Raw genomic sequence first — 13,420 nt, 5'->3', positions numbered from 1 at the left:
AACTATATTTTAATCATGCTTTCAAATTGCCTATATCTTTCATAATCTATTGCCTTACATTCCATGGATATAAGCGCTCCATCACTGTTATACTCAGTTGATTTGATATTGGCATTGTCCCTAAAGTATGACAATACATTTCCTTTATCATGAGGGATTAGCAGTTGGCAGCAAACATTCTGTATGAAAGCCCTCGTGCAAATTTCATTTACTAACTCATCTATTCCAGCCTTATTTTTAGCAGAAATATATATGCAATCTTTCTCATCTTTTGTGATTTCACCCGCTACTAAATCTGTCTTATTATAGGCATAAATAATAGGTATATTATCTGCACCTAATTCTTTTAATGTGTTCTTTGTAACTTCAATATGCTGCTTATAATTAGGGATTGAATAGTCAACTACATGAACTAACATATCTGCTTCAGTAATTTCCTCTAAAGTTGAGCGGAATGCATTTACAAGCTGGTGAGGAAGCTTACTGATAAATCCTACTGTATCAGTTAACAGGAAGGATTTATTATTGGGCAGTTTAATGTTTCTTACATAAGTTTCTAAGGTAGCGAATAACATATCCTTTTCAAATACCTTCTTATCAATTGAAGAGCTGTACAAATCAATCATGGAATTCATAATGCTTGACTTACCTGCGTTTGTATATCCTACCAAAGCAACTGCAGGTATTCCTGATTTTTTTCGCTGTTTTCTTTGATTTTGACGCTCTATTACAAGTTTTTTCAGTTCTGCTTGAAGTCCACTGATTTTATCCTTAATCTTTCTGTGATCTAGTTCAAGCTTTGCTTCTCCTGAGCCTCTGCTTATAAACTTGGCACTTCCTTCCTGCAGACCTAATGATCCTTCAAGTCCAGTTACTCTCGGCAGAATGTATTGTAATTTTGCTATTTCCACCTGCAGATGTGCTTCTTTGCTTTTAGACCTCTTAGACAAAATGTCCAAAATTAGAACCGTTCTATCTATTACTTTACATTTTAAAGCTATATCTAAATTACGAATTTGTGAAGGAGACAACTCATCATTAAAAATAACCATATCTACTTCTTTCTTATGGATTAATGTAATCACTTCTTGGATTTTTCCCTTACCTATATAATGTGACGGATACACTCGCTCTAATTTTTGAATAATTTCACCAACTACCTCAATATTACATGCATCAGCTAGACTATATAGCTCCTCTACCATATTTAAAAATTCCTTATCACTCTTGAGATTACAGCCTACAATTATTGCCCTTTGTTTTTGTTCCATACAATCTCCTCCGTTGATTGTTACTCTATTTTGACAAATAAAAAGAGGAGTTCTGTCACTCCCCCTTTTAACATATTCTCATTCATAAAGCTAAAGTTCAAAACTCTTTGTTGCAATATTTTTGCAAAATTCACTGTCATGCTCTACAAATAATAAGGTTGGTGCATATTCAAGAAGTAGATCTTCTATCTGCATACGAGAGATAATATCAATAAAATTAAGTGGTTCATCCCAGATATGCACATGAACTTTTTCGCAAAGACTCTTTGCAATGAGCACTTTTTTCTTTTGTCCGCCGCTGAAGGATGACATATCTTTTTCAAATTGCTCTCTGGAAAAATCAAGTTTTCTTAAAATAGCCTTAAAAAGACTTTCATCAATATTGTTATTTGAAGCGTAATCAGTGAGATTTCCCTTAAGATGCGATGTATCCTGTGACACATATGATATTTTAAGCTGACTTCCTTTATCGAAATTACCTGTGTAGTTTATATCCTCACCACAAATAAGCTTGATAAGGCTTGATTTCCCTGAACCATTTTTACCTTTAAGTGCAATTCGGTCACCTTTCTCAATACTAAAGCTAATATCTTTACAAACCATGGTGTCACCGTAAAATATGGAAACATTCTCAAGTTCCACAAGCTTGTTTTTATGACAAACAAGCTGTGAAATCTTCAGGCTGTCAGAGCTTTCAATATTTCTGAGAAGTTTAGACTTTTCTTCAATAGCAGCTTGCTGTCTGCTTTCAATTGACTTAGAACGTTTCATCATTTTAGCAGCTTTATGTCCAACATAACCTTTATCCAGCTTGGAGCCAGAATTTGTTGTTCCTTTTTTTGATTTTTCTACTTCATGAGACCAATTACTTGTTTGTTTAGCAGCCTCCGATAAGCGATTAATATCTTTTCTAAGTTTTTCGTTTTCTGCAAGCTCAAAGTTATCCTGCCTTTGTTTGTTTTCCCACCAGCTGGAAAAATCACCTCTTTGTATTTCTATATTCGTCTTATTTATTGAAAGAACATGATCAATACAGTTATCCAAAAAATTCCTATCATGTGAAATCAGAATAAATCCTTTCTTTTTTCTAAGGTAACTACTTAGTTTTTTTCTAGCTTCAGCATCTAAATGATTTGTAGGTTCATCAATAAGCAAGAAGGAGTTCTCCTTCAAAAACATAGCAACAAGCAATACCTTGGTCTGTTCTCCTTTTGATAGTGTATAAAACTGTCTGTATAAAACATCATCATCTATATCTAAAAGCGATAATTCTTTCATTATTTCCCAATCCATTGAATTTGGACTGATTTCTCTTATGATATCTATAGTAAAATTTTCTTGTTCCTGCACCTCATAAGGAAAATATTCAAAGGTTACATTCGTTGAGATATTTCCAGTATATTCATATTTACCAAGTAAAAGATTCAGAAAGGTAGTTTTTCCTCGTCCATTTCTTCCGGTAAAGCCCAATTTCCAATCGGTATCAATTTGAAAGCTTACATTTTCAAAAATATTATCATAACTGCCTTCATAAGCGAAGGTCAGATTTGTTACATTTATTAAAGACATATTTTTATCCTCCTTTGTAATTAAAAGTACAAATAACAAAGTCGGACCAATAGGCGACTAGTATTACTCCATATAAATGTCGCCCGAAGCATCCGGCTCTATATGAAGATTATCATGCGTTAGCGAAGTATCTTTATTATCCATTGTATAATCCCTCCTACTTATTCTCACGATTTATAAAAAATATGAGCTGCAAGAAATTATTATTCTTGCAGCTCATAAATACAGCAAAGACAAACCCCTATTAGGAGCATGACGAGTATATATTTTCTGAGCGGAAAAACAATTAATCTCTTGCATAGGCACAACAAAAAAATGGCATTATACGAACCCACAATTTTATTATGCTTGGTAAAACTAGCAAGAAAATTTAATCATCTTTCCAACTCCAATCATCATATTTGTTCAGATTATATCACACTTACTTTTAAAATGCAATAAACAGTTCAAGGAAATCTATGACAGAATACGAGCAATTCTTCTGTATCAATGATAAAGAAGTCATTTATATTATACTAAACCTCAAATTTTATAATTCTTAAACAAGAAAGTCTACGTCACTTATAATACGGTTCACCTTATGTAATTCTAAACTTCCTTACAAATGGAAAAAACCCTCGACTAATTTAATTAGTCGAGGGTTTCAATGGTGGAGGCGAGGGGAATCGAACCCCTGTCCGAAAGCTTCCACTTATCTTAGTTTTTCCAGTTATATCAATGCTTGTAGCAATTATTCATCAAAAGTCCCATTCGGAGTATCCGATTTGCTGTTATTTTTCATTTTATCATAATATAGACTTGGAGTAAACAAATAGGCCTAAAAAGTGTAAAAACCTCTTATAAAAATGTAAGTATAGTAAGTCGAATATAACACCCAGTAAACATTCCGTATTGAGAAGTGTTAATCGCCCCCATTTTACTCTAGCCATTGACGGATAGACTTTTCAGCTTTATTCTGCAATTCTACTTTGATGCATCTTACATGAAAACTACCAAATAAAAATACTACAATTTTAGAAATTATTTTTTTTATATTACCTCCTGTTATTATATCTACTACTTAATCCTGCTATTATGACCCCTAATATTAATTGAATTATCAATAGAACAGTTTTAGTTATAGAATTAATATTTTTCCCCCAAGGAGAATATTCAAAAATTCCTATTAACATCATAAATATACCTAAAAAAAATATAACCTCTCTATATTTAATAAATAATACTATAAATATAATTAAAAATATAAGACATGGTACAAAATAGTTTTTTGCATTAAATATTACATCCCAATTGACACCCATAAAATTCATATATTACTTCACTTTCTGATTTATTATTTGTAATACTTACAACACATATCAAAAATTATAACATACCTTTTTATAGTAATAAACAAATCGCAACGAAATATGACAACTACAAATAAAAAAAGAACTACAAACCTATTGTTCATAGTCCTTCACCAATTTATAAAATGTATTCCGTTTAAGTCCAAGTAATTCCATAGCATTATTACCAGTAATTTTTCTATTCTTCCATTGGTTATAAACATCTTCCCAGTTAGACGGATAGCCTATTTCCTTTCTACCCTTATATTTACCTTCAACTTTAGCTAATGCTATGCCCTCTCTTTGCCTTTCTAAAAGGTTCATACGTTCAAATTCATTTATTGCACCTATCATAGTAAGCATCAGTTTACCAGTTGGTGTAGAGGTGTCAATATTCTCTTTATTACTTACTAGATTAATTCCTTTGGCTTGAAGTAATTCAATCAACTCTAACAAGTCTTTTGTACTTCTAGCAAGTCTAGAAAAATCATGTATATATATTGTATCTCCTTCTCTAGCAAAGTCTAACATAGCTTGTAACTGTGGTCTATTCGTATCTTTAGCTGATACTTTTTCCTTGAACCACTTTTCTATATTGTGCTTAGCCAATGCTTCAACTTGTCTACCATCATTCTGTTCGACAGTGCTTACCCTTACATACCCAATATTCATACTATAACAACCCCTTTGATATAACTTACTTCATGAATATATTATACCAAAGTGTTTGTTTGTAATCAATAATATTAACAAACATTTGTTTATAAAATTAGAATTTAACTTATAACAAACACTTTAGCATTACTTTAATATATTTGTTATAAGTACACTTCTGATAAACAGTTTAACTCTATCTAACTTTATATGGTTCAAAGGTATTGTAAATACGTAAGGGGTAGGGGTGTTTAAAGATAGTTGTATATCGGAGTCGGGTGTTACTCAATAACACATTCTCTGATTCTATTTAAGCCTTCAATTTTTTATTTTCCGTATCTTTATTGAGGGTTCTTTCCTTGACAATTCCCTTTGCATAGAATTGATTCTATGAAGGGTAGTGATGTAGGCTATCGGAAAGATGGGTGTATAAAAAGAAAATTACTTAGTATCAAACTCTATATAGGCATCATGGTCATAGTAATATAAAAATGCCTGTAATAATTCACCTTCTGAACTGTATTCATGCTGTTGATTAGCATTATCAACAATGCTTTGAATATCTTGCATGCTTAAAGCATATTTCATATTATTATCACTTGCGAATCTTGGTTCTTCATCTGCATCATCTTCTACATCATCGGGGTCAAGAACAGCACATTCTGAATCTAATGTCCACTCTTCATCCCTAACTAAGAATAATGCGTCACTCCATTTAAAATCTTCACTATTTAATAAAATATCTCTAAGTTTTAAAATCTTATTCAAAACAATCATCCTATCTTTATAAATTTTATTATTGTAATTAACTCCTTCATAATTTACCCTTGTGATGCTTCATAAGAATATTCCGTCATAGGAGTTATAACTCAGAAGTTCTCTTTCCTTTTAATAAAACGCCATCCGAACAAAATACTAATACCTTTTCATTTGATGTATTAATTAATACTACCCCTTCGTCATCAAAAAAGAAGTTAACCCAATGCTTTATAAATATACTCCAATTTGTTTCAACTGCAGATTCCTTTGACCAAAACACTATTATAGTATCTTCTTGATTGTAAGGTAAGTTTTTACTCAAATAATTTGTGAAGTTATCGTATGTGCCACTATTCCAATCCTCTAACCAATTATAACCTTGCTTCTCCAAGAGTGACAATTTATCATGACTATCAAGTAGTTTAAAATGACGATTGCGATTACTAATATACTTTTCCCATAGAAGTTCGCTAAAATTTATAGATAGAGGTTTTATCTTATTAATATCCTCATCTGAAACTCTTAGTTCTTCATCATAAAAGTACCAATTTCCGCTATAATCATTCATCTTTATATATTTACTACTATTTAAGTTATTTTCCATATAATAATACCTCTCAAACTCTTAATTTCATTAATAAGACATATTATTTTACCCTTGTGGCACTTTATAAAAATACGAAATATTATATATAATCAATAAAGCCATCCTTTTTATAGCCATATACCTTTATAGAGTCCTTCAAAACATCCCCAGCTACATGGATTCTTCTTAGTATATTAATAATATCATTTTTCATTTCTACATTATGTACTTTCATTTCTAACCATTCAATAGTATCATATCCTCCCAATCTAAAATGATAGAACCACTCTGCATCCCAATTGCTTATATATCCATTATCAATATTTTTTACCCTCCATTGTATTGTTAATGGGTAATCATACATGGCTAATCTAATTTCTTCCCATTTTGTATTATTCATCAAACTTTGATATTCATTAAAAGGCACTCTTGTTCCACTCCTTAAACATAAGTCTTTATGTCTGTATGTAAGTAATATTTTGCAATTGTATATTAATGTAATTATACATCATGTAATTACAAACATCTATCAATTAAGTGTTTTCGATAAAATCTTATAACAATTCTATTACCATATGTCCCATTGTGACTATTTATCTTGTTATCTACGTATAGATGTTTTTAAAAACTCACAAAAACCTACCCGTTCATAATTTTTTGATATATGCCTTTAAACCTTTTTACACCAAGGTTTGTATGGGTTTTATTCATCACATCAATTTTTGTAAATGTCCCCAATTGGTGACCTAAATCGATTAATGAGTATACAGAGTTTTTAAAGACTCTTCTAGTACAAAAATGATAAATAAGTCAACATTATAATTTTAGGAGGAATGAAAAAATGAGTGTCAAAGGAACTGGGTTCACTTTTATTGATAATAACAATCAACCTTTTATAAGATACTGGACAAGCTTAATGAAATCACCATATTTAATGAGTAAAGATGAGATGGAGTTATATTCAATAATGTATTCAAGACAAACATTAAGCCAATACAGTTACCAAAACGGCGATATTTATTGGAAAGATGATGGAGGTATATTCTTTGTTCTTGATGCAGACCAAATAACAAAGTTTATGGGAATTGGTAATAGAAAATGGAGAAAGTTGAAGAAGTCACTCATTAAAAGACAACTGCTTACCGAAAAGGTGGACAAAGGTAAATCAACTAAATATTATCTTAAGCTACTGTGTGAGTGAGGGAGTTCTAACAACACTTACTAGGTAATGCTATGAACCCCCTTTAGGAAGTGCTGATAACACTAATAGTTAGATTGAAATAGTTAAATTGATATAGATATATTGAAATTTATCTGCTAAAGCAGATTGTTACTTTATCTATTATAATTTTTTAAAATTCAGTCCGTTATATAGATATAAAATAATAAACTCATATTAAGTAACGGATATTTCATATTAAGAATTTATACTAAATTGAACGACTACCCTACAAGTACCTTACTAGTTATTACCCTCGGGGTTTCTAGAAATCCAGAGTGGTTATCAGCTTTATCTTAGATAATAACCAAGAACACAACTAAAAAATAATAAATAAAAACAAAGAGGTGAATTAAATGACAATTAATAGTAAAGCCAATAGGAAAACTGAAGATGTAGAAGTAATTAAGAAAGTATTGTTAGAAATCCTGGAAGAACGTCATGAAGGTTATGTTATACACAGTCATTACCTTCAAGACTTTGACCAGTTTTTCGTTATCTGTTACGTTAATAAGAATGATGATGATGCATTTGCTACAATATATTATGACTATGAAGAGGCATTAAACATGACTTGTGATAGAACTATAAATTAACCATCTCTCTGATGGAACTGTTTTTTAGGGTGGGGGGATATCTAAACCCTTCCATTTTGTGTCATTGGTATTGGTACGAGGAAAATTTACGGATTTGTATTTAAGCAATGTCCTATTTTTACCACTATAAAATCAGCACAATTCCCCTCTAGAATGACTATTCCCAATGGTTTTACAAGTGTCAATGTATGTCCTAAAAACTTAATTTATATATAGTAATAGCAATAGCAAAAAAGTGGTGAGGAAATAAAATCCTTAACCACTCTTTTTTATAGCTTTTATTGTATTATAAATCAGATAAAGTATCCTTTTGTATAGCCTTGTGTAAATCATTTATGCTGTTATGGTAGTATGCCATGGTTATTTCTAAAGAAGAATGCCCTGCTATTCTACAGACATCTAACGGATTACTGCCATTCTTTATCATGTTGGTTAATGCTGTATGCCTTAACTTATGGGGAGAGGTACTTTTATCCAAACCTGCCTTCTTTCCGTACTCTATTAGTTGACTCTTGATATGAGATAAAGCTACCTTACTGTGTGATACACTTGATAGAAAAAGATACTCACTGTTAACATCATTAGCAATTTCCACTAGCTTCTTAACATATGGTTGTAACTTATTGTTCAATGGTACAATCCTTTGTGTCCTGTTCTTTGCAGTTTCTCCGTTTATGATGATATACTTATCCTTTAAATTCACATCCTTAACCCTTATATTGACAGTTTCATTTACCCTTGTACCTACGGATAGCATGAGAAGTATTATAACATAATCTCTTAATCCTGCGTATGAAGTCATGTTGATTACCTTGAGTAACTTCTTTATATCGGTTTGAGTTAGAGGTTGCTTCTCGTTCTTAACCTCCCTAACCTTTTTGACTCTTTCGTTGATTCTATCCTTAACAAATCCTTCATCTTCTAAAAACGCTAGATATACCTTTAAATAGCGTATTCTGATATTGGTAGTGTTTGGAGAAACCTTCTCTAACATAAATGAAATATACCCTCTAATCAATGTAATGTCGTATCGAATTGTGGTGTCCGAGTAGTACTCATTAATGTAATTATTCATGTAAAGAAAAGCCCTGTCATAATCGTACAAAGTCCTTGTAGACAGGTTTTGTGACCTCTTGTAGATGATAAAGTCTTTCTGCTTTTCAATAAAATCCTGTAGGTCGAAATATTCTGCTGTTACCTCGTTATCAAAGCCAATCGGAGTAACATTTTTTGTTAATTGTAGTCTTTTAGCCATTTTAACACCTCAAATAAAAAAGATTACAGGTATCGAACACAGAAGAATTTCTTCCGAATCGAACTTGTAATCTTAATCGTTAAAGTGCTATAAACCATTGATAACACTATGTATTTGGTGGAGGCGAGGGGAATCGAACCCCTGTCCGAAAGCCATCACAACTAGGCATCTCCGAGTGCAGTTCATCTTTTAACATTCCCTCCATGAAACGCCGACGAACAGGCTTTTCACTTCAGTAGCTTCATTAATTCCGTTCTTAAGTCAAAGCTTTCCTAAGCTCGGTTCCCCACTAAATGACGCTCTATCCTAAGTCGTGGGACTCAAAGGTAGAACGAGCTGAACTAAGCAGCTAACGCGAAATTATCTTCTGCGTTTATCTTTATTCCCATAGTTTTTTAAGGCGGGCCCATGAGTTCCCTCCACTCGCTTCCTAGGTGCCACGTACCCCCGTCGAAACCAGTACGCCCCCATGATAAACTTCTTTTAAACGCATTTCGCATCTCTGGCAAATTCCCATAAGCTGTTTTTTAGCTTATCTAAATTTACTAGATCAAAGTTGTTAACTTTCAATGCTATATTCAATTTTCTTTGAAATATGAAGTTACTATATTATATACTGCACAATTATTTTATGCAAGAACAAACTATAATATGCAAAGTTCATATATTTTGTAACCACCAGCTGTTATTAGCAATCGGTGACTACAAAATATATATTACACTAAATTTAAAATAATAGCAAGGTACAATGATTACATATGTTGGAAATAAGTTTAGTGTTATCTATACTTTTCCTTCATTTCTCTATCAATATCTCTTTTAGCAGCTTTTTCTAACATTGCATCTCTCTTATCATAATCCTTTTTACCCTTACATACACCAAGAGCAACTTTAATTCTTCCATCTTTAAGATAAAGAGATAGTGGCACAAGAGTATACCCCTTTTGAGCTGTGTATCCTATTAATTGAGTTATTTGTATTTTATGAAGAAGTAATTTACGCTCTCTTAATGGATCTCTATTAAAAATATTTCCTTGCTCATAAGGACTTATGTGCATATTCTTAACGAAAACTTCTCCATTTACTATATCAGCATAGGAATCCCTAAGATTTGCTTTTCCCGCTCTTATGGATTTAACTTCTGTTCCAACTAATTCAATACCAGCTTCTAAGGTCTCTTCTATGAAGTAATCGTGTCTTGCTTTTCTATTTTCAACTACGGTTTTAGTTCCTAATTTCTTAGCCATATTTTCACCTACTTTTAATTTATAAATTAAAGGCTTCTAAAATATTTTCATGTCCTTTTACTAGTAAGCCTTAAAAGAACTATTTCATATTATCTATACATAAGGTTTTAAGTTCAGTTCCCTGTAATTTAGAATATACTATATTTCCAAAGATTTGTAAATCATTTACTTCGAGGAAAAGGAGCTGTTAATTTAACAGCTCCAGTTTATTTTATGATTATAAATCATAAATATTTAATTCTTTTATGGTATCTATAGTTTACTCATCTAAGTTGTCTATATTACTTTTTTGTATTATTACAGTGTTATTTGTTCCACTATCTTGATCTTCAGTGGTATCTTCATGTCTGAAATAACTTGCTTCATCCTGGTCTTCATCTTCAAATTCACTTAAAGATATTACTGGATATGCTCCCACTGTAAGTTCTTCTTCTACTTCATTACCTTCTTTAACTATATCAAAGTAAACTTCATGGGCTGCGATATCAACCTTTGAGCATACTACTTTAACAGAGTCTCCAAGTCTATACATGTTCTTAGTTCTCTCTCCAATTAAAGCCATGTGCTTTTCATCAAAGATGTAATAATCGTCTCCTAAGGCACTGATGTGTACTAGACCTTCGATGGTGTTTGGAAGTTCTACAAACATACCAAAATTTGTGACTGAAGAAATAATTCCTTCGAACTCTTCCCCAATTTTCTCTGACATGTACTCAGCTTTCTTTAAGTCATCTACTTCACGTTCAGCTTCTACTGCCATTCTTTCTGTATCAGAGGATTGTTTAGAGGCTTCGTCTACAAATTTTCTAAGCTTCTTCTCTCTGCCTTCCCCTAGTCCTCCATTTATTAATTCTTTTATAATTCTATGGATTGTAAGATCTGGGTATCTTCTAATTGGTGATGTGAAGTGGCAATAGTATTTAGCCGCAAGACCAAAGTGTCCTACACATTCTGGTGAGTACTTAGCCTTCATCATTGAACGAAGTAATAAAGTACTTACTACATTTTCTTCTTTCTTACCTTTTACCTTCTCTAGAATTTCTTGAAGCATTCTAGGGTGAACATCATTGTTCCATTTTACAAAGTATCCTAGGTTATGAACAAACTCATTAAAGTGCATTAGCTTTTCTTCATCTGGATCTTCGTGAATTCTGTACACAAATGGAGCATTCATCCAGAAGAAGTGTTCTGCCACTGTTTCGTTGGCAATAAGCATAAACTCTTCTATGATTCTATTTGAAACTGCTCTTTCGTAAGGCTTAACATCAATTGGTTTACCATTTTCATTTAAGATTATTTTACATTCTTCAAACTCAAAATCTATGGCACCTCTACTCATTCTTTTCTTATTAAGTATTTCATAAAGCTCTTCCATGTGCTTAAAGTCTTCATGTAAGTACTCATATTTTTTAATTAACTCTTCATCTTTATCTCTAAGGATTTTTGTAACATCAGTATAGGTCATTCTTTCATTGGTTTTAATAATACTTTCAAAGACTTCATGATCTAAAACCTTACCTGTATTATCAATTTCCATAAAGCAACTTAAAGCTAATCTATCTACTCTTGGATTTAAACTGCACACCCCGTTAGATAGCTTTCTTGGAAGCATTGGAATAACTCTATCTATAAGATATACTGAAGTTCCTCTTTTGAAAGCTTCTTTATCTAGTGGGTTATTTTCTCTAACATAATGAGATACGTCTGCAATATGAACTCCTAACTTGTAATTTCCATTAGAAAGCCTTTCTATGGAAACAGCATCGTCTAAGTCCTTAGCATCTTCTCCATCTATGGTTACCATTTTTACATCTCTTAAATCTTTTCTTCTCTTGTATTCACTTTCAGGTATTTCTTCTGGAATTCTTTCTGCAAAGTTTTCAACTTCTATTGGGAATTCTTCAGGTAAGTTGTGTTTTCTTATGATAGTTAGGATATCAATACCCTTATCACCTTTATTTCCTAATATTTCGATAACTTTTCCCTCTGGATTTCTTCTTTGCTCTGGCCAACGAGTTATTTCCACCACAACGATTTGACCACTTTGGGCACCATTTCTATCTGCTTTAGGAATAAATATATCTTGAGCAACCTTTTGATTATCCGGAACTACAAAACCAAAATTCTTACTATCTTCATAAGTTCCTACAAGTTTTGTATTTCTTCTTTCAATAACCTGTACTATCTCACCTTCACATTTTTTTCCCTTGTCTTTCTCTCTTAGGATTTTAACTAAAACTCTGTCATTATGCATAGCACCATTTACATTGTTTGCTGGAATAAATATGTCTGGTCTTTCCTCATCAGCAATTACAAATCCAAAGCCCCTTTGGTGACCTTGAAAGGTTCCTGGTAGCATTCCCATTCTCTCTGGAATTCCATAATACTCTGCTCTATTTTTAATTATTTGTCCGTCAGCTTCCATTCCATCTAGTAGCTTTTCAAATTCCTTCATATCTCTTTTATTTATACTAAAGATTTTTGCAAGCTCTTTTATATTCATAGGCTTATATGCTTGTTCTTTCATAAAGTTAATTAAAACTTCTCTAATATTCATTTTGACCTCCTTTTTAGGTATCTGAAAACAAATAACAAGGCAAGGATGTGAAGTATATTTGGGGTTAGACAAGGAAACAGGTTCCTTAGATAGTGGAGCTATCTAAGGGTTCTGTTGACGCAGTATAACACAAAATAGACCAACATACTGACTTATTTATTTTTTGAAGATACCTTACTATGTACTCTTCGTATTTTTTCACTCCTAGGTTATAACTATTCACTAATTAGCTATTTAAGTAGCTAAAACTTCTAGCTTAACTCTTTATATATCTATTATATATTATTTAACCACAATATTTGTTAACATTACATAATATTAACAATAAAAAATAACAAAAAAATTCCTCTGGTCTCTCCCAGAGGAATTTTTTCATGAC

11 protein-coding genes and 1 other RNA gene are annotated in these 13,420 nt (G+C 31.9%); 2 read left to right on the top strand and 10 right to left on the bottom strand.

Annotated elements, in window-relative coordinates; genetic code table 11:
- Nucleotides 1–2 precede the first annotated feature (2 nt).
- From hflX to B3040_RS07150, 6 genes are all read right to left on the bottom strand, one after another.
- The gene (hflX, locus tag B3040_RS07175) at nucleotides 3–1,271 is read right to left on the bottom strand and encodes a GTPase HflX (RefSeq protein ID WP_291571663.1); all 1,269 of its coding nucleotides are present in this window, start codon (nucleotides 1,269–1,271) and stop codon (nucleotides 3–5) included.
- A gap of 90 nt (nucleotides 1,272–1,361) precedes the next feature.
- Complete coding sequence (locus tag B3040_RS07170) at nucleotides 1,362–2,840, bottom strand: Lsa family ABC-F type ribosomal protection protein (protein WP_291571661.1); 1,479 nt, start codon at nucleotides 2,838–2,840, stop codon at nucleotides 1,362–1,364.
- A gap of 1,442 nt (nucleotides 2,841–4,282) precedes the next feature.
- Nucleotides 4,283–4,840 (bottom strand): recombinase family protein, encoded by a 558-nt coding sequence (locus B3040_RS07165; protein ID WP_291571659.1) that lies wholly within the window; start codon nucleotides 4,838–4,840, stop codon nucleotides 4,283–4,285.
- A 423-nt stretch (nucleotides 4,841–5,263) separates the two neighbouring features.
- The gene (locus B3040_RS07160; RefSeq protein ID WP_291571657.1) at nucleotides 5,264–5,590 is read right to left on the bottom strand and encodes a DUF7716 domain-containing protein; all 327 of its coding nucleotides are present in this window, start codon (nucleotides 5,588–5,590) and stop codon (nucleotides 5,264–5,266) included.
- Nucleotides 5,591–5,684: 94 nt separating this feature from the next.
- Complete coding sequence (locus tag B3040_RS07155) at nucleotides 5,685–6,185, bottom strand: DUF2947 family protein (protein WP_291571655.1); 501 nt, start codon at nucleotides 6,183–6,185, stop codon at nucleotides 5,685–5,687.
- 82 nt (nucleotides 6,186–6,267) lie between these two features.
- Entirely contained in the window at nucleotides 6,268–6,594 is a 327-nt protein-coding gene (locus B3040_RS07150; protein ID WP_349679164.1) for a DUF6678 family protein, read from the bottom strand.
- Between the two features lie 414 nt (nucleotides 6,595–7,008).
- Here B3040_RS07150 and B3040_RS07145 point away from each other — a divergent pair, with 414 nt between their 5' ends.
- Both B3040_RS07145 and B3040_RS07140 read left to right on the top strand, forming a co-directional pair.
- Nucleotides 7,009–7,368, top strand: a complete 360-nt coding sequence (locus B3040_RS07145; protein ID WP_291571651.1) for a hypothetical protein — start codon at nucleotides 7,009–7,011, stop codon at nucleotides 7,366–7,368.
- A gap of 374 nt (nucleotides 7,369–7,742) precedes the next feature.
- The gene (locus B3040_RS07140) at nucleotides 7,743–7,982 is read left to right on the top strand and encodes a hypothetical protein (RefSeq protein WP_291571649.1); all 240 of its coding nucleotides are present in this window, start codon (nucleotides 7,743–7,745) and stop codon (nucleotides 7,980–7,982) included.
- Nucleotides 7,983–8,268: 286 nt separating this feature from the next.
- Here the strand turns inward: B3040_RS07140 and B3040_RS07135 are convergent, their stop codons facing one another.
- The 4 genes from B3040_RS07135 to rnr all read right to left on the bottom strand — a co-directional run bounded on the left by B3040_RS07135 (nucleotide 8,269) and on the right by rnr (nucleotide 13,041).
- Nucleotides 8,269–9,237, bottom strand: coding sequence for a tyrosine-type recombinase/integrase (locus B3040_RS07135; RefSeq protein WP_291571647.1), 969 nt, complete (start codon nucleotides 9,235–9,237; stop codon nucleotides 8,269–8,271).
- Between the two features lie 115 nt (nucleotides 9,238–9,352).
- Nucleotides 9,353–9,706: a transfer-messenger RNA gene (gene ssrA, locus B3040_RS07130) on the bottom strand.
- 310 nt (nucleotides 9,707–10,016) lie between these two features.
- Nucleotides 10,017–10,484 carry an SsrA-binding protein SmpB gene (gene smpB, locus B3040_RS07125; protein WP_291571645.1) on the bottom strand — a complete coding sequence of 156 codons (468 nt, stop codon included), beginning with the start codon at nucleotides 10,482–10,484 and terminating at the stop codon, nucleotides 10,017–10,019.
- 259 nt (nucleotides 10,485–10,743) lie between these two features.
- Complete coding sequence (rnr, locus tag B3040_RS07120) at nucleotides 10,744–13,041, bottom strand: ribonuclease R (protein WP_291571643.1); 2,298 nt, start codon at nucleotides 13,039–13,041, stop codon at nucleotides 10,744–10,746.
- Between the last annotated feature and the right edge of the window lie 379 nt (nucleotides 13,042–13,420).

The sequence above is a fragment of the Clostridium sp. UBA4548 genome, from assembly GCF_002387895.1.
Classification (GTDB): domain Bacteria; phylum Bacillota; class Clostridia; order Clostridiales; family Clostridiaceae; genus Clostridium_J.
Note: the sequence above shows the minus strand (reverse complement) of the source record. Positions and strands in the feature narration are given on the sequence as shown.

Excerpts from the sequence above, each read along its gene's own strand:
- hflX (WP_291571663.1), bottom strand. The coding sequence starts at position 1,271 with ATGGAACAAAAACAAAGGGCAATAATTGTAGGCTGTAATCTCAAGAGT.
- B3040_RS07170 (WP_291571661.1), bottom strand. The coding sequence starts at position 2,840 with ATGTCTTTAATAAATGTAACAAATCTGACCTTCGCTTATGAAGGCAGT.
- B3040_RS07165 (WP_291571659.1), bottom strand. The coding sequence starts at position 4,840 with ATGAATATTGGGTATGTAAGGGTAAGCACTGTCGAACAGAATGATGGT.
- B3040_RS07155 (WP_291571655.1), bottom strand. The coding sequence starts at position 6,185 with ATGGAAAATAACTTAAATAGTAGTAAATATATAAAGATGAATGATTAT.
- B3040_RS07145 (WP_291571651.1), top strand. The coding sequence starts at position 7,009 with ATGAGTGTCAAAGGAACTGGGTTCACTTTTATTGATAATAACAATCAA.
- B3040_RS07140 (WP_291571649.1), top strand. The coding sequence starts at position 7,743 with ATGACAATTAATAGTAAAGCCAATAGGAAAACTGAAGATGTAGAAGTA.
- B3040_RS07135 (WP_291571647.1), bottom strand. The coding sequence starts at position 9,237 with ATGGCTAAAAGACTACAATTAACAAAAAATGTTACTCCGATTGGCTTT.
- smpB (WP_291571645.1), bottom strand. The coding sequence starts at position 10,484 with ATGGCTAAGAAATTAGGAACTAAAACCGTAGTTGAAAATAGAAAAGCA.
- rnr (WP_291571643.1), bottom strand. The coding sequence starts at position 13,041 with ATGAATATTAGAGAAGTTTTAATTAACTTTATGAAAGAACAAGCATAT.